A 16,329-nucleotide genomic window follows, 5' to 3' on the forward strand; every position below is an offset into this window, starting at 1 on the left:
GAGAAGACCATGCGCATCACCGCGCTGAAGACCAGCCTTGCGGCCGTCCTGGCTGCAATGGACACCACACTGCAGGCCGCAGCGACCGATGGCGATCGCGACCTGACCGCAGAAGAGCAGGCGACGTTCGACGAGAACAAGGCCAAGGCTGACAAGCTGCAGGGCCAGATCGCCGTCGAGCAGGATCTGCTCGCTCGCCAGGCGGCAGCTGCCACGCCGATCACGGTGCCAGGCGGCAACAACCCGGGCACCGTTCCCGCGGTCGTTGCCGAGACGCCAGAACCCGGCGCGATCGTCGGCCGCATCGCGATCGCACTCGCTGCCACCAGCGGCATGGACCAGCGCGCTACGGCAGCTCATGCCGCCAGCGTGTGGGGCGACAGCACCGGCCAGATCGTGGCCAACATGGAGCAGTCGACCGCTACCCGGGGCGGCTACCTGGTCGACACCGCCTATAGCCGCGACTTCATCGAGCTGCTTCGCCCTCGCGTCGCGATCCGCCGCGCCGGCGCGCGATCGGTCCCGATGCCCGATGGCAACCTGACCATGCGCAAGCAGACCGGCACGACCAACGCCGGCTATGTCGGCGAGCGCCAGCCGGCTCCGACGACCGACATCTCGGTCGGCCAGCTGAAGATGTCGGCCAAGACGCTGCGCGCGATCGTGCCAATCACGAACCAGCTGATCCGCCGTGCATCGTTCGGCGTCGACGCGATGGTTCGCGATGACCTGGTCACCTCGGCCGCAATCAAGGAAGACCAGCAGTTCCTCCGCGGTGTCGGCTCTGACACGGCGCCGACCGGCCTTCGATCGCTGTTGGCGGCCGGCAACGTGCTGACGATGACGGCGAACCCGGATCTGGTGAAGGTCACGTCCGACATGGCACGGCTGAAGCTGAAGGTGGTCAACGCCAACGTGCCGCTTTCGAAGTGCGCGTACATCATGTCACCCACGGTTCACTCGTTCCTCGAGAACATCCGCGACGGGAACGGCAACAAGGCGTTTCCGGACGTCGCCGAGGGCAAGTTCGGGATCTACCCGATCTTCGTCACCACCTCGGTGCCGGACAACCTCGGCGCTGGCGGCAACGAGTCGGAGATCTACTTCGGCGATTTCGAGCAGTTCCTGATCGGTGACACCTACCAGGTGACGCTGACCGCTTCGACCGAGGCGGCCTATGAGGACAACGGCGAGATCCTGTCGGCCTTCTCCAACGACGAGACGGTGATCCGCCTGATCCAGGAGCATGACACCCAGCTGCGCCACGACGGTGCGTTCGCGGTGCTCACCGGCGTCACCTGGAAGCCGTAAGCGCTCGCGCCGCCTACCATCACCAGCCTTGCGGAGGGCGTCCTGCGGGGCGCCCTCCGCGCATCCGGAGACCCAACATGGGTGTGAAATTCCTGAAGCCCTGCCAGCAGGGCACCCTCTACAACAAGGACGAGGTCGCTGGTTTCGACAAGGAAACCGAGGCGCGTCTCATCAAGCAGGGTTTCGCTGAGGCGCACAAGGCGCCCGCGAAGTCCGAAGCGCCGGCGGCCTGATCCGTGGCGGCGGGCGACGGCACCGTGCTGACGCTCGCCGCTGCGCGGGCGCACCTGCGCGTCAGCGCTTCCACACCTGACGAGGCGATTGCCGACGTGCTCCTCGCAGCCGAGGAACGGATCGAATCATTCCTCGGACGGCCGTTGGTGGGTGATGCGGGTTGGACCGATGCTGACGCCGTGCCGCGCCTGGTCGCGCATTGCGTGAAGCTCGCGCTGACAGATTTCTACGTGAACCGCGAGGCGCCCGAGCTGACCGATGACCAGCTGCGGCCGATGATCGGCCGCCACATGGTGCTGTCGGTCGGATGATCACTGTTCGGCCAAGCGAACTCGAGCATGAGGTCCGCCTTGAGAAGCTCGCGAGCGACGGACGCTATGATGATGCCGGCTCGGAAGAGTGGACGCTAGTCGAGAGGATCTGGATCGGGATCCGCGATCAGCTGCCCAGCCGCGGCGAGCAGGCCGAGGGCGGTTTCACAACCGCCACCCGGCGTGCCCGGGTTCGCATGTATTGGCGAGACGACGTCACGGCCGATATGCGCCTGGTGCTCGGAACGCGCGTCATGCACATCGTGTCGGGGCCGGCCGAGCTCGGACGGCGTGGCGGCCTAGAGCTGATGGTCGAGGATTATAAGCCCGCCGGCAACGCCGCCTGATGGCGACCAGCCGCGGCGGCCCCGAGGTTCGCCGGTTTATCGCTCAGCTGCCGAAGCAGATCGAGACGAAGGTGCTGCGCGGCGCAGCTCGCGTGGCTGCCAACGTCGTTGCCGATGAAGCCAGAAGGCGGCTTGGCGGTAAGCGGGCAAAGACAGCGTCCGGCGCGATGGTGCTGATCGCCAATGCGGTGAAGGTGGTAACGCGCCAGGTGCCTGGCGCGATCGTTGCGAAGGTGCAGCTGAAAGGCGAAGGCGCTTACGTCGGCCGCTGGCTTGAGTGGGGCACCGCGCCGCACTTCATCACCGTCCAAGATAGCGCCCGCGAAGGCCGCAGCGTCAACCGGATCAATCGCCTGGCGCGCGAGGGCTCGCTCGTCATCGGCACCCAGTTCGTTGGCGCTTCAGTCTGGCACAAGGGCGCTGATGCGAGCCCCTTCATGCGCGTCTCGCTGGATCTTCGAGAGACCGAGGCGATCGCGGCCGCACAAGCATACATCAATTCGCGGGTGACCCGTAAGGGCATTATCGGCGACGACGAAGGCGACGCGTCATGAGCGGCACCGATCTCATAACCGAGTTGCTGACCAAGAGCGCATCTGTGATCGCGGCAGTACCGGCCAACCGGATCAAGGGCGGTAGCCTGGCGCCCGACATTCCTCTCAACGCGCTGCTGATCCGGGAAGTGACCAGCGTCGATCGACAACAGCTGAAGCAGGGCGCGGTTGTCCATACCGTTGAGCGGATCTCGGTTACCGTTCGGGCCAAGAGCTGGCGCGACCAACGCGCAATCATTCGCCTGGTCCGCGCCGCTTGTGTCGGCGATCGCCACATCGAGTTGCCCGGCATCACCAAGGTGTCCGTGCGCACTGCCGGCCGTGGCCCCGACATGACGGGGCCCGGGCAGAGCTTCGAACAGACACAGGATTTCCGCGTCACTTTCGATGCGATCGTCTGAGCCAGCCCAGGAGGATCACCATGGCTACCAACAATCCCGCGAAGGTCGCGGGCGTCCCCACGCGTGACTTCAACGATTCCGGGACAACCCAGCGCTTTGCCAAGGGCAAGACCTACAACTTCGAACCGGGCGCCTTCCGCAATTACGAGGCAGCCGGCCTGGTGAAGAAGGCCGCGGACAAGCCCGCGAGCTAAATAACCCGCTCGCGCGCCGCGCGGGCGATCCCGCCGGCGCTGCCGGCTCCTCATCCCATCGGGAGTTAATACCATGGCAGGTACCGCTGCGGGCACCACGCTCGCCATTTCCGCCGCATTGCCGGCCAGCCAGAACGTTGCTGGCTACGCGGCCCTCTCTTTCACCGAGATCAATGGTCTCGATAAGATCGGCACCTTTGGCTCGACGCCGAGCAAAGTCACCTTCACCCCGCTGAAGGGCGCGACCCAGAAGCACAAGGGATCGGTCGACTATGGCGCACTGGGGCCAACGATGGCGCACGACGAAGACGATGCCGGTCAGGCCCTGCTGCGCACGGCCGCTGACGACCAGCTCGGCGAATATTCATTCCGCGTCGCCTACCCTGACGGCGCCAAGCGCTACTTCCAGGGCAAAGTGTTCGGCTACCAGGAGGCGGTCGAGGGCGCGGAGAACATGCTGATGGGCTCCACCACGATCGAGATCAACACGCCGATCGTCCCGGCGCCCGCCGCCTAATCTCATCCACCTTTTCCGGCCGCTTTGGCCGGTACCTGCGCATCGGTCCGTCCTGCGTCTCGCGGGCCGGGACGGATCGGTGCGCCTTGCCCGCGAGAGGAATACCAACATGACCATGTTCAACATTGCCGCTCTGGCCGTCACCGCAACCGCCCCCCTCCACCTCAAGAGCGCGCAGGGCGAGCTGCTGTACGCCGACGCAGAGAAGAAGCTGCCGATCATCATCCATGTTCATGGTCCCGGCAGCGACGCCTTCGCGGCTGTCGAAAGCCGCCAGTCGAACCGCGCCGTGAAGCGCATGCAGGACAACGACGGCAAGGTCACGCTGCCGCCCTACGAGCAGCGCCTGAAGGAAGCTGCCGAGGATCTGGCGGCGATCACGGCCGGGTTCGAGAACTTCAACTATGAGCCGGCCGGCGGCGTGTCGGGCGAGGCGCTCTATCGCGCCGTGTATGCCGATCAGAAGCTCGGCTTCATCACGAAGCAGGTCACCAAGTTCGTGGCCGATTGGGGAAACTTCAGCGGCGGCTCGGCGACGAGCTGATCCTCTACGTCCGGCAGATGGCATGGCTCAATGCCGTGCCGAAGCCGGACGTGCGCTCGCGGCGCGGCAAGGCTGCGGAGATTGAACCTCCGCGGCTGAGCCGGCTCGAGGACATGAGAAAGCGGAAGATCCAGCTCATGATGCCGCCAGTTCAGGCGCCCGAGCTGATCGCCCGCTTGATCGAGATCGGGTTGACCGAGGGTGGCGGCATGGCGCCGGCACCGCTCAGCTGGAGCACGATCGCCGGCTGGAGTCAGGTCACCAAGATACCGCTCCAACCATGGGAAGCCCGGCTGATGCGCCGGCTGTCCGTGGAATACGTCGCCGAGGGCCGGCGGGCCGAAAACGAAAACTGCCCGCCACCATGGCGATCAACACAAATCAGCGAAGCCGAGCGCGTCGCTGAACTCGATGATCTGCAAAAACTGCTCGGCTAAGAGGGAGGTGCATCATGTTTGATGATGATGGTGCCACCCTCGCGGTCGGCTTCGCAGTCGACACTGGCGGATCCTTCGACAGCCTCATGCAGCTGCAGGCGGTCATGGACTCGACCGAAGCCAAGGTGCTCGCCGAAGCCAATCGCATCGAGAAAGCCACCAGCTCGATGGTGAACCTGGCGCCGGCGACCGCCGCGATCAATGCCTTCGCGCCGGCCGCGACAAAAGAACTGCGCGCGGTCGCGCGGGAGGCTTCGGCAGTCGAGCGGTCGGGCGAAGCCCTGGTCCGCCAGCTCGAGCGCCAAGCAGCGTCGTTCGGGAAGACCCGCGACGAGATGCGTTCGCTTCGGGTTGAGGAACTCGCCAGCGCGGCGGTTCGCGTCAAGAACACCGACTTGGCGCAGCGGATCCGCGCGGCTGAAGCGGCGCTCTACGATCAGCAGTTCGCCGCGGCGCGCCGCGCGAGCAACGCGGCCGAGGCCCTCGCCGAAGAGCAGATGCAGGCCGCGCAGAAGGCTGCTGCCGCGGCCGAGATTGAGGCACAGGGCCGGCGATCGGCTGCGCTCGCCTACAACATGTTCGAAGCGGCCGCGCGCCGTGGAATGGCCGCTTACCGCGAACAGCAGGCGGCAGAAGCCGCAGCCGAGCGCGACACCAAGGCCGCTGCGCTGCGGGCCGAGACGCTGGCGACACAGGCGCTGGAGCGTGCGCGCAAGAGCCTCGCCGATCAGCTTCGCGAATCGCATGCGGCGCAGCTGGCCGATGCGGCCGCGGCCGAGCGGCTGCGGATGGCGACGGACCCGCTGTATGCCGCGACCGTCCGCATCAACGCCGAGATCGCCGAAAGCACGCGGCTCTATCACGCTGGCGCGACGGCACCGGCCGAATATGCCCGCCAGCAGGCGGTGCTTACGCAGCGGCTGCATGAGGTGAGCCAGGCGCATGACGTCATGCAGACGTCGGCCAAGCGCGGCAGCGGCTCGCTTACCCAGCTGTCGTTTCAGCTCAACGACGTCGCCACCATGGCAATGTCCGGCGCACCACCCTTCCAGATCTTCGCCACGCAGATCGGCCAGATCGTGCAGGTCGCGCAGCAGGCCGAAGGTGGCGTGAAGGGCCTCGCCGGCGAGATCGGCGGGTTCCTGCTGCGCTTCTCACCGCTGATCGGTGTCATGGCGGCCGGCACGGCCGGGTTCCTGCTGTTCGATCGGGCGGTGTCGAAAGGTGTGGACACCAAGGCGATGATTGCCGGTCTCGGCCTGACCAAGGACGAGATCGAGAAGCTGAAGAACACGTCCGTCAGCAGCGGCGACGTGATCAAAGCGACGTTCCAGGTCATGGCCGAGCGCGTCGGCCTTCACCTCGGCAGCATGACCAAGTTCTTCGGCGACGCGCTGGACTGGATGACCCGCGCCGGCCGCGTGACGCTCGCGGGTATCTACGCGAGCTTCATGGGCACGTTCCGCGGCATCGCGGCGATCGTTCAGGGCGTTTTCGCGGGCAAGGGCATCCGCGAGATCCTGTCCGATGTTGGCGACGCCTATACCGGCGCCTTCGATGAGGCGAACGGTGCGATGAAGCGGTTCGGGGCAGACGTCACGAAGCAGATCGCCTCCAACAAGCTCGCCGACCTAAAAAAGCAGGCCGACAAGCTGAAGGAAGACCGCACCCCCAAAACTGACAAGCACGCCCAGCAGCTGGAGCGTGAGGGCCGTGCGATCGAGGCTCAGATCTGCAACTTGTACGGCCTGGCCGATGCTTATGGCGTTTCAGGCGCTGCGGCGCTGATCGCCGAGGCGCGGGTGAAGGCCGAGAGCGAGGCCATCAAGAAGCGCGCTGACATTGAGGAACGTGTCGCTCGGCAGGTCCGCCTCGCCGTTGCACAGCGGGTGGCGGATGCGGCCAAATCGACCGCAGGTCTGAGCGACGAAACCGAGCAGCTGCAGAAGGTGAACCGGCTCGTTGCAGCCGGCAACGTCCATGCGCAGCTCGCTAACGATCTGCTCCGCGATCGCATGGAGGATCTACCGTTGCTGGCAGCGATCGAAGCGGCCCGCTTTGTGAAAGACACGAAGGGCGCCGAAGCAGCTAGTGCTGCCCTCGATACTCAGCGCGCGGCCCGCGAGCGATTGACCGATAGCCAACGCGAAGCGCAGCGGCTCGCCGCGCTCGCGACCGGCAGTGATCGGTTGAAGGAGCTGGAGAAAGAGCTGCAGCTGGTCGGCGAGACCGAGGAAGTTCGCGTGCGCGCGCTGGCTACGCTCCGCGCAACACAGGAGGCGGCTGCGAACGGCTGGACCGGGCAGAAGGGCGCTGAATACGTCGATCAGCAGGTCAAGATTGCCATGGGCCAGTTCGAGATCGGCCGCGCACAAGACGCGCTCAACGCGTCGCTGACCTTCACGGCGGACAAGTGGGATCTGATCGCACGCAACGTGCAGAACGCAGCGAGCGGCATGGCTGATGCCTTCGGCGGTGTCGGCCGAGCGATCGGCGACGTCGCGGCGATCTATGCCAATTTTCAGGCCGATCGCTCGCGGCTCGACGCTGCTCATCAGGCAGAGGTGAATAAGGCCGGCAGCGATCAGGCCGCGATCAATCGCGCCAACACCAAGTTTGCGCTCGCCTCGGCAACCGCGCAGGTCGGCATGTTCGGTGACATGACCTCGGCTGCGAAGGGCTTCTTCAAGGAAGGCAGCGACGGCTACAAGGCCATGGCTGTGGCCGAGAAGGCGTTTCGCGCGATCGAGTTCGCCCTATCCGTTCGTGCGATGGCGCAGGACGCGGCCGCAACGGCCAGCTCGGTTGCGAAGAGCGGCATCAGGGCAGCGGCGCATGCAGCCGAAGCTGTCGCGAAGGCGATCGCCTCCCTGCCGTTTCCGCTCAACATCGCGGCTGGTGCCGCGACTGCGGCCGTGCTGGCCTCGATCGGCATCGCGATCGGCGGAGCGTTCGGCGGTGGTGGTAAGAACGACCTCGCGCAGCCGAACACCGGCACTGGCACCGTGCTCGGCGACGGCAAGGCGCAGTCGGAGAGCTTGCGTCGCGCGATCGACCAGTTGCGGGAGGTCGACACGCTGACCAACACCTTCGCGCGCCAGATGGCAGGCTCGCTGCGGTCGATCGACAGCCAGATCGGCGGGCTCGCAGCAGTGCTGGTGCGCTCGGGCAACGTCAACGCCGACACCAAAGTCGCCGAAGGCTTCAAGCCGAACCTGATCGGCTCAGTGCTGGGTGCGATCCCGCTGGTCGGCGGGCTGCTCGGCTCGCTGTTCGGCAGCAAGACGTCGGTGATCGCCAGCGGTATCTTCGGCGGCGCGCAGTCGATCGGTCAGATCATGGCCAGCGGCTTCGATGCATCGACGTTCAGCGACGTGGAAAAAAAGAAGAAGTTCTTCGGCATCACGACCGGGAAGTCTTTCTCGACGCAGTTCGGCGACGCCGATGCCCAGCTCGAGCAGCAGTTCACGCTGATCCTGCGTTCGTTCGCCAGCGCGATCGCCGGCGCCGCCACCCCGCTGGGGCAGGCGACCACCGCCATCGAGCAGCGACTGAGTGGCTTTGTCGTCAACATCGGCAAGATCGACCTGAAGGGGCTGACAGGCGCCGAGATCCAGGAGAAGCTGGAGGCGGTGTTCGGCGCTGCAGCCGACAACATGGCCAACGCCGCGTTCCCCGGCATCGAGCGTTTCCAGGAAGTTGGTGAAGGCGCCTTCGAAACGCTGGTGCGCGTCGCGTCGACGGCCGAGGCCGTCACCAACGCGCTCGAACAGATGGGCGATGCCGCGCTGGACATGTCGCTCGAGGCGAAGATCGGCCTCGCCGAGCAGTTCGAAACGATCGGCGACCTCACCAATGCGATCAGCGCCTATTTCGAGGCGTTCTACACGCCGGCCGAGCAGCTTGAGGCACGTACCGAGCAGCTCGCCCGCGTGTTCGACGATCTCGGCTTCGCGATCCCTGACACGCTTGCCGCATTCCGCGACCTGGTCGATGCGCAGGATCTGAACACGTCCGCCGGGCAAGCCGCCTATGCGACGCTGATCCAGCTGGCGCCGGCGTTCGCTGAACTGCAGAAGTCCTTGGTGGGCGCCAAGTCCGCTGCGGACGTGGCGGCCGAGCGCGCGGATCTCGAGCGCAAATTGCTTGAGCTGCGCGGCGACACCGCCGCCCTGCGCGCGCTCGAGCTGGGCAAGCTCGATGCCAGCAACCGCGACCTGCAGAAGCAGATCTACGCGCTGCAGGATGCGAAGGAAGCGGCCGCGGCCGCGGACCAGCTGCGCCAGGCATGGAAGTCGGTCGGCGATGGCCTCATGGAAGAGGTGAAGCGCATCCGCGGCATCACCGGTGCCGAGACGGGTGGCTTCGCTACGCTGCTTGGCCGCTTCAACGCCGCCAATGCTGCCGCGCGTGGCGGCGATCTCGACGCCGCCAAGTCGCTGCCCCAGCTGAGCCAGTCGCTGCTGACGGCTGCGGCCGAGGCCGCCACCAGCCGGCAGGAGCTGGATCGGGTCCGCGCTCAGACCGCGGCAACTCTGGAGGCGACCTACAACGCGCTTGGTGGCGCGGGCTCGGCTGCATCGGCCGCGGCGCTGCTAAACGGCGCCTCGACCGCGCAGGCGGCCGCGTCAGCGCCGGCAGCGAACGACGATGCCGCAACCGAACTGCGCGAGATCCGCGCCGAGCTCGCTGCCATGCGGAGCGACAACAACGCCGGGCATGCGGCCACCGCCGGCAACACCGGCCGAATGGCGCGCAAGCTCGACGACGTGACCGCCGCCTCTGGCGGCGACGCGATCGCGGTGGTGCAGGCCGCATGATCGTCGTCACGCCTGCCGGCACGATCGCGCTGGGCACCGTCGAGACTGCGCCTACGATCGGGATCATCGACTATAGCCGGCGCGTCACCGACGATTTCGGCGTTACGACGGTGGTCGAGCGTGGCTTCGCGCGGCGCATGTCCGTGCGCCTCGCGATCGCGAGCGACCAGGTCGACGCCGTCCAGGCCGAGCTTGCGCGGCTGCGCGCCAGCGTGGCGACGTGGATCGCAGACGATCGGTTCAACAGCCTCTCGTTTCAGGGCTTCCTGAAAGAGTTCTCTATCGATCTGCCAGGCACGCAGATCAGCTATTGCTCGCTGACTGTCGAAAGCTTGGTCGAACCACCGGCGCCGGCCGAGGGCGGCGGGGATCCTGCGCCAGCGGGGCAATCATCGTCGCTGCGACTGATCCTGCCAATGGCGGTGACCGATGCGACCCTGCTCGCCGCAAGCGTGCCCGAGGCCGATTATCCGCTTTGGTCTGCCGGCACCATCTACGGCGTCGGCGCACGCGTGATCGTGCCGTCGACGCACCGGATCTACGAGAGCGCGGGCGAGGGGAACGTTGGTGACGATCCGGCCGGGCTCTCGAGCAAGTGGATCGACATCGGGCCGACGAACCGCTGGGCCATGTTCGACCAGGCGCTCGGCACCGCCACGACGTCTGCGGGCGCGATCGAGGTGGTGATCAACACCGGCACCGCCAACGCGATCGCGCTGCTCGATCTGACCGGCAGCACCGTGCGCGTGGTCGCGGCCGGTTACGATCGCACCGTGCCGATCGGCGCGGGCGCGGTGACCTTCTTCGATCTGCCTGGCGGCGCGGTGACGGTGACGATCGCCGGGGATCAGGTTGCTTGCGGCACGCTGCTGGTCGGCCAGCTCATGGCGCTGGGCATCACCGAGGCAGGCGCCGGCGCGGGCATCACCGACTTCAGCCGCAAGGTGGTCGACGACTTCGGCGAGGTGACCCTTGTCGAGCGCGCTTATGCGAAGCGCATGACCGCGAATGCGCTGATCCGCACCGACGCGGTCGACCTCGTGGCGAGCCGCATTGCGGCCGTGCGCGCCCGGCCCTCGCTGTGGATCGGGCAAGCCGGCGTCGACAGCCTCACGGTCTATGGCCTGTTCCGCGACTTCTCGATCGAGGTCGGCGAGACGGTGTCGAAGCTGTCGCTGTCGATCGAGGGCTTGAGCAAGGCCGCTCCGCTGGCCGATCCGAACGCGCCGATCGACGCGGTGGTCGCACGGCTTGCGGAGATCCGCGCCGATGTCGACGCGATCGCGTCGGATGGCGTGATCACGGCCGGCCGTGAGAAGGGCCGGCTGGTTCAGGACTATCTCGTGCTGCTCAACTGGCTGTCCGCGATCGAGGCGCGCTTCGCTGCACTCGGTTCGCCGGAGGATATCGCGGCCGCTCGAATTGCTGCGCTGGCAGCGCGGGCGGCTCTCGACGAGCTGCTGCTCAGCTACCTGCCGGCGTGGAACGATCTGACCACCGATACGGTGATCAACAGCGGCCAGCTGCGCGCGACGTGGGTTTCGACCGAGCAGGCAATCGCCACCTATGCCGCAGCCGTCACCGGCCGGAAGGGCGACCCGGGGCAGGACGCACCGCTCGTGCGGTTCCAATGGTCGATCAATGGCGTTGACGGCTGGCACGATCACTTCTTCGGCGCCGACGCATTCCAGCGCCAGTCGAATGATGACGGTGCGACCTGGGGACCAGCTTACCGCGTCGTTGGTGAAGCCGGCGTCGTCGGGCCGGACGGCACCAGCCCGTCGATCGTCTTCCGGCGCTCGCCCGACCAGCCCGCCGCGCCTGGCGACAGTACCGGCAACCCACCGGCGGGATGGAGCGACGGCCCGCCACAGGGCACCGAGATCCTGTGGCAGAGCAAGGCAACCTTTCGCGGTGCGACTCAGCTAACCAGCTGGTCGGTACCAGTGCGGATCAGCGGTAAGGACGGCGCCAGCGCGCCGCTGGTGAGAACGCAATGGTCGATCAATGGGGTCGACGGCTGGCACGACAACTTCTTCGGTGCCGATGCCTATCAGCGCCAATCGAACGACGATGGCGCTACCTGGGGGCCTGCCTATCGCGTCGTCGGGGAGGCGGGCACGCTGGGTGCCGATGGCACCAGCCCCTCAATCGTCTTCACCCGCTCGGCGACGGTGCCGAGCGCGCCGCCCGACAACAGCGGCAACCCGCCGGCCGGTTGGAGCGACGGGCCTCCCGCTGGCACTGAGTACCTGTGGCAGAGTAAGGCGACCTTCCGTGGAATGATGCAGCTGACCAGCTGGTCCACTCCACAGCGGATCAGCGGTGAAGATGGCGAGAACGGAACTGACGGTTTCGTGATTGAAGCGATCGCGCCGTTTGTCATTCCTGTGTTTTCGAGTGGGGCGGCAAAGCCAAGCTGGACCGGCGGTGCGGGCGTGATCCGGTTGCGCAAGGGGGGCGCAGTAATCACGATTGGCGTGAGCTATTCGATCGAGAATGCCGTGAACATGGCCGGCTTATCGCTTATCGGAGCCGAGTTCGGCTTTGCAGGCCTTACAGGCGACACCGGCTCTTTCGACATCGTCGCGAACTTTGCCGGCATCGGCTATCGCACCCGCGTCGAGGTCAAGAAGGTCTACGACGGCTCGGCTGCCTTCCGCGGCTCGGTCGCGCTTAGCGGCACCGTGTCGGGCGGCGTGGCGTACATTGGCCTTGGCCAGACGCCGATCCCAGGCGGCTCGACTGTGATCCTGTCGGCAAGCTGCAACTACAGCGAGCCGGACAGCAACAACAACACGGCCTACTTCGCGGGCAAGATCTACCTCTACTATCGCAATATCACCGACGACGGCCCTCTCACGCTGCTCGGCAGCGTTCAGGGCTCGACGGCCTACCGCATCAACAACGGCACGTTGCAGGAGCCGGACATGGAGTCGGCGGGCGGTTCCGTCTCAGCGAGCTTCAGCTTCCTCTCGGCAGAGACGGATAAGATCTACGCCTACGAGGCGCGGCTTGAGGCGCTGGGCACCAACTTTCAGGTGACGATCGGCGGCACGATGAAGATGGAGGTGGTCGGTTGAACGATCTTCCTCCGATCGCCACGCCGGCGATTGCCGTCTTCAATCCAGACGACGGCGCCCTGATCCATATCGGGCCGTGGGACAGCGTACCTGACGGCCTCAGCTGGACGCCGCTGCCAACCGGCTACAATCAATCATCCTGGAGCTGGAACACAGCAGCGCGGATGATGGTGGAGGATCCTTCCAAGGTAGAAGCCCAGCTGGTGGCGATCGTGAAGAGCGAGGCCGAACGACGTAAGATGCGGCTGCGCTCGCCCGGCGATGGCAAGGATGCCGAGTATCGCCAGAAGCGTTCAGAGGCGCTCGCTAGTGTGGCAATCCCGCAAGCCGATCTTGGAGCTCTCCCAGATGCGGACGCCCGCGAACAGTATCCTGCGGCCTCGATGGAGCGCCTTTTGACGGGGGAGACGCTGGCGGCGGTGCTCGCTCGATATCTCACCGCATCGAACCTCGCCGAGAGCGAAGTCTATCGTCTAGCCGCTATCGAGCACGCAGGTGTGGCGCGAATAATGGCAGCCGAGAGCACCTCCAAAAAGCGAGCGGCATACCAAGCGATCGATTGGTTCTGGCAGCCCGCCTGACCGCGCCTTTGAACGAGCCACGCACAGGCAATCCACAGGAGCAACCATGGCGACCACTGCAGCGGGCAGCGCGCTCGCGATTAGCGCCGTCTTGCCGTCGCGCGCTGATCTCCTGGGGTATGCAACGCTTACCTACCTCGACATTGGAGGGCTCGAAAAGATCGGCACGTACGGCGGCACCCCCGCAACGGTGTCTTACCAGCCGCTGAGGGGTGCGAGGCAGAAGCGGAAGGGGCCTACCGACTTTGGCGGACTTCAGCCCAAGCTGGCGCCCGACTATGCCGATGCCGGTCAGGCGCTGCTCGCCGTAGCAGCGGCCGAAAAGCGGCGACAGTTTGCCTTCCGCATCATGCTCTCCGACGGCGGAATTCGCTACTTTCAGGGCCGCGTGTTCGACTTCCTTGAGGCGGTCGAGAATGCCGAAAGCATCCTCCACGTCACCGGCCGGGTCGAGATCAACACGCCAATCGTGAAGGCCACCGCCGCCCAGCCGCTGCCGGACGGATACGCATTCGTCACGACAAACGACGGCGTGGAGGGCGTGACCACCAGCGACGGCTTCGAACTCGTCACAACCAGGGTGAACTGAAATGGCAGACTTCGACGATTTGCTCGCCGGCCGGAATGAGCCGCTTCTAAACGCACTTGCGCCGCTCGCGGGCCGGGTGGGTCTCGCAAGCTCGGAGAAGGCACCGGTCACTGCCCCCGGCAACCCTTTCGCGCCCACAGCGGGGCGCCCGTTCAACATCACGGTGTCGGGCGGCACCTTCACGGCACAGGTGGAGCGCCGTTTCGGCGGCGCGGGAGACTGGTTCGTCGTTATCCCCGACAGCATGCGCGCGAGCCTGCCGCCCAGCTTCTCGCTCACCGAGGCCGAGGTCGGCGTTCAGTACCGCGTCACCGTTCTGACCGGCACCGCAACCACCGTGAGGATCAGCCAGTGAGCGACATCTTCGGCCTTGCGGGCACGGCGCTTGCCCAGCGGCTTTCAGACACCCTCTTCGGTCGCCGCAACGGGCAGCTCTCCGCTGCGGAAAAGCAGGGGTTTGCGGGGCTTGTAAACGTTTCGGCTCCTGTGAAGGACATTTACCGCTTCGACCTGCTGCCGCATGACGCATCGGCCCAATCAACCTACAACGGGACAAGCTACACTCATTGCGGGACCGTGACCCGCGGTGATGACAAGTACACCGGGACTTACAATGTCGACGGCAACCTGATCATCACCCACAAGTCGCTTCTGGTCGGCAAATTTACTTCGTTCAACACGCGCGACATTCCGGGCGATCCGATCGGTCCGGTGATCAACGACAGCCACAACACCGTGGCGATGGGGCTAGACGGCGCCGGCCGGCTTCACGTCTTCGCCAACATGCACGGCGGCCTGCTACGCTATGCTCGAACGGTTGATCCGGTTCCTCCCGGCGGCCCGGTGCCGACCAACTGGGTGGCTTCAGGGCTGATCGGGCCGTATCCAATTACTGATCCGCTAGAACTGAAGGTCACATATCCACGCCTGTTGCGGTTCCCCAACGGCGACCTGCTGCTGTATTACCGAGACGGCACCAGCGGCGAGGGTGACAATTACCTTGTCGATCTGCCGAATGGCGCAACCGTCTGGCAGAACCGGCGAATGATTGCAGCCGGTAAGGCAACTCTGGAAAACTTCTACGAGTTCCGCCCCGTCATAGACCACCGTGGGTGGCTCTGGATCGCTGGCACGTGGCGCCCTCAAGGCGGTGACGCCAATACCAATGCTGACGTGCACCTCATGCTGTCGAAAGATCGCGGCAACACATGGCAGGCGGTCGACGGTAGCCCGGTTGCTATGCCGCTGGTCCACAGCAACACCAACGCTAGGATCCTATCCACGCCCGCCACGAACAGCGGCATCATCAACCAGCCAGGCATGGCGGTGAACCCGGTCACCGGCAATCCGCACCTGTTCCTGACGCTGGCTGCACCGCGCAATGATGGATCGGGGATCAGCGACCGCGAGATTCACCATCTTTGGCACAACGGCACGACCTGGAAGATCGATCAGGTCACGTTCCTACGGAACACCATGGGCCTGCAAAATTGGCCGACACGCGCGGATGGTTTCTGCTCTGAGGAGGGGCGCGTGCTGTTCGTGTACACCGCCCGACAGACGCGGAAGACGAACGTCGTTTGGATGGTGGACGTGACGCCCAATCCAGACGGCACAAGCGGCAAGCCCGTCGAGTTCATGATTGCGGACGTTCCGACCGGCGACTTCGAGTTTACACACGAAGACGATGCACTGCGCGATCAGAACATCTATCGCTCGCTGCTGTCCAACACGAACGCCGATGTGTCCAATCCAGGGCCGGCCTACCACGACCTCTCGCTATGGCGACGGCAGCTTATTGGCGTTCTATCCATCGACCTGTCGCGGATCGCAGATGTCGCCTCGGGCAAGGTCCGCATCCCGCATATGCGCCAGTTCGCATCAGCAGCGGTCGCGCCGGGCACATCCATTGCAAGCACTCCCAGCGGGGCCAGCGCCTCACCTGCCGGGGCGGGACTCCCCGCCATCGTTGTTCCAACAGGCATGCGGCACCGCAAGCTGTTCGCGCGCCTCTCTATGCGTGGCGTCGTCACAGGCGGAACGCTGTATGGGGTGATCAGCGAACAACAGAATGGCGGGATTACGGACACAGCCGTCCTCCCCTTCACCAACACCGGCAGCAATGCAACGAAGAGCACACCTTGGGTTCCGCTGACGTCGCCACCGGATAACAATCTCGACACAACGGTGTCGATGCGCGTCCGCGTTCCAACCGGCCAAACCGCTACGCTTAATGGGGCGACCCTCGAATTGGCGGTGCTGGATGGGCCGGTGATAATGCCGTGAGCTTTACGATCCGTCCCCGCACCATCAACGCCATGCCGCACGGTCCTGACCTCGCCCAGGCAGCAGCGGCTTAGGGCGGATCCGCTCGCTACGCTGACCCTTCAAACTGCTCCGGCGAAC

General features: G+C 65.5%; 16 protein-coding genes. All 16 read left to right on the forward strand.

All coding sequences use genetic code 11. From position 1 onward, the window contains the following. Window positions 1–9 precede the first annotated feature (9 nt). The 16 genes from SPMU_RS03020 to SPMU_RS03080 all read left to right on the forward strand — a co-directional run bounded on the left by SPMU_RS03020 (window position 10) and on the right by SPMU_RS03080 (window position 16,209). Window positions 10–1,311, forward strand: coding sequence for a phage major capsid protein (locus SPMU_RS03020; protein WP_088331809.1), 1,302 nt, complete (start codon window positions 10–12; stop codon window positions 1,309–1,311). A 77-nt stretch (window positions 1,312–1,388) separates the two neighbouring features. Beyond that, window positions 1,389–1,544 carry a hypothetical protein gene (locus SPMU_RS16835; protein ID WP_169715618.1) on the forward strand — a complete coding sequence of 52 codons (156 nt, stop codon included), beginning with the start codon at window positions 1,389–1,391 and terminating at the stop codon, window positions 1,542–1,544. Window positions 1,545–1,547: 3 nt separating this feature from the next. Beyond that, window positions 1,548–1,856, forward strand: coding sequence for a head-tail connector protein (locus SPMU_RS03025; RefSeq protein WP_088331811.1), 309 nt, complete (start codon window positions 1,548–1,550; stop codon window positions 1,854–1,856). After that, a complete protein-coding gene (locus tag SPMU_RS03030) occupies window positions 1,853–2,203 on the forward strand; it encodes a phage head completion protein (RefSeq protein WP_088331813.1) in 351 nt (116 codons plus the stop codon). The genes SPMU_RS03025 and SPMU_RS03030 overlap by 4 nt, the downstream gene beginning before the upstream one ends. After that, window positions 2,203–2,757, forward strand: a complete 555-nt coding sequence (locus tag SPMU_RS03035) for an HK97 gp10 family phage protein (RefSeq protein ID WP_245832691.1) — start codon at window positions 2,203–2,205, stop codon at window positions 2,755–2,757. Before SPMU_RS03030 ends, SPMU_RS03035 begins: the two co-directional genes overlap by 1 nt. Beyond that, entirely contained in the window at window positions 2,754–3,158 is a 405-nt protein-coding gene (locus tag SPMU_RS03040) for a hypothetical protein (RefSeq protein ID WP_088331817.1), read from the forward strand. The genes SPMU_RS03035 and SPMU_RS03040 overlap by 4 nt, the downstream gene beginning before the upstream one ends. A gap of 20 nt (window positions 3,159–3,178) precedes the next feature. Beyond that, complete coding sequence (locus tag SPMU_RS16840) at window positions 3,179–3,352, forward strand: hypothetical protein (protein ID WP_169715619.1); 174 nt, start codon at window positions 3,179–3,181, stop codon at window positions 3,350–3,352. A gap of 73 nt (window positions 3,353–3,425) precedes the next feature. Beyond that, entirely contained in the window at window positions 3,426–3,869 is a 444-nt protein-coding gene (locus tag SPMU_RS03045) for a hypothetical protein (protein ID WP_088331819.1), read from the forward strand. A 109-nt stretch (window positions 3,870–3,978) separates the two neighbouring features. Then, the gene (locus SPMU_RS03050; RefSeq protein WP_088331821.1) at window positions 3,979–4,413 is read left to right on the forward strand and encodes a hypothetical protein; all 435 of its coding nucleotides are present in this window, start codon (window positions 3,979–3,981) and stop codon (window positions 4,411–4,413) included. Then, window positions 4,377–4,850, forward strand: a complete 474-nt coding sequence (locus tag SPMU_RS03055; protein WP_245832692.1) for a hypothetical protein — start codon at window positions 4,377–4,379, stop codon at window positions 4,848–4,850. The genes SPMU_RS03050 and SPMU_RS03055 overlap by 37 nt, the downstream gene beginning before the upstream one ends. Before the next feature lie 14 nt (window positions 4,851–4,864). Next, window positions 4,865–9,670: a hypothetical protein gene (locus SPMU_RS03060; RefSeq protein WP_088331823.1), complete on the forward strand. Its 4,806-nt coding sequence runs from the start codon at window positions 4,865–4,867 to the stop codon at window positions 9,668–9,670. Then, entirely contained in the window at window positions 9,667–12,753 is a 3,087-nt protein-coding gene (locus SPMU_RS03065) for a hypothetical protein (protein ID WP_088331825.1), read from the forward strand. The genes SPMU_RS03060 and SPMU_RS03065 overlap by 4 nt, the downstream gene beginning before the upstream one ends. Then, window positions 12,750–13,334 (forward strand): hypothetical protein, encoded by a 585-nt coding sequence (locus SPMU_RS03070; RefSeq protein ID WP_088331827.1) that lies wholly within the window; start codon window positions 12,750–12,752, stop codon window positions 13,332–13,334. The genes SPMU_RS03065 and SPMU_RS03070 overlap by 4 nt, the downstream gene beginning before the upstream one ends. 46 nt (window positions 13,335–13,380) lie before the next feature. Next, entirely contained in the window at window positions 13,381–13,923 is a 543-nt protein-coding gene (locus tag SPMU_RS03075; protein ID WP_211275699.1) for a hypothetical protein, read from the forward strand. Window position 13,924: 1 nt separating this feature from the next. Continuing rightward, complete coding sequence (locus SPMU_RS16845; protein WP_169715620.1) at window positions 13,925–14,278, forward strand: hypothetical protein; 354 nt, start codon at window positions 13,925–13,927, stop codon at window positions 14,276–14,278. Then, on the forward strand, window positions 14,275–16,209 hold the full coding sequence (locus tag SPMU_RS03080; RefSeq protein ID WP_169715621.1) for a BNR-4 repeat-containing protein: 1,935 nt from the start codon (window positions 14,275–14,277) through the stop codon (window positions 16,207–16,209). The genes SPMU_RS16845 and SPMU_RS03080 overlap by 4 nt, the downstream gene beginning before the upstream one ends. Window positions 16,210–16,329: the final 120 nt, after the last annotated feature.

Source organism: Sphingomonas mucosissima (genome assembly GCF_002197665.1).
In the GTDB taxonomy this organism is placed as follows: Bacteria; Pseudomonadota; Alphaproteobacteria; order Sphingomonadales; family Sphingomonadaceae; genus Sphingomonas; species Sphingomonas mucosissima.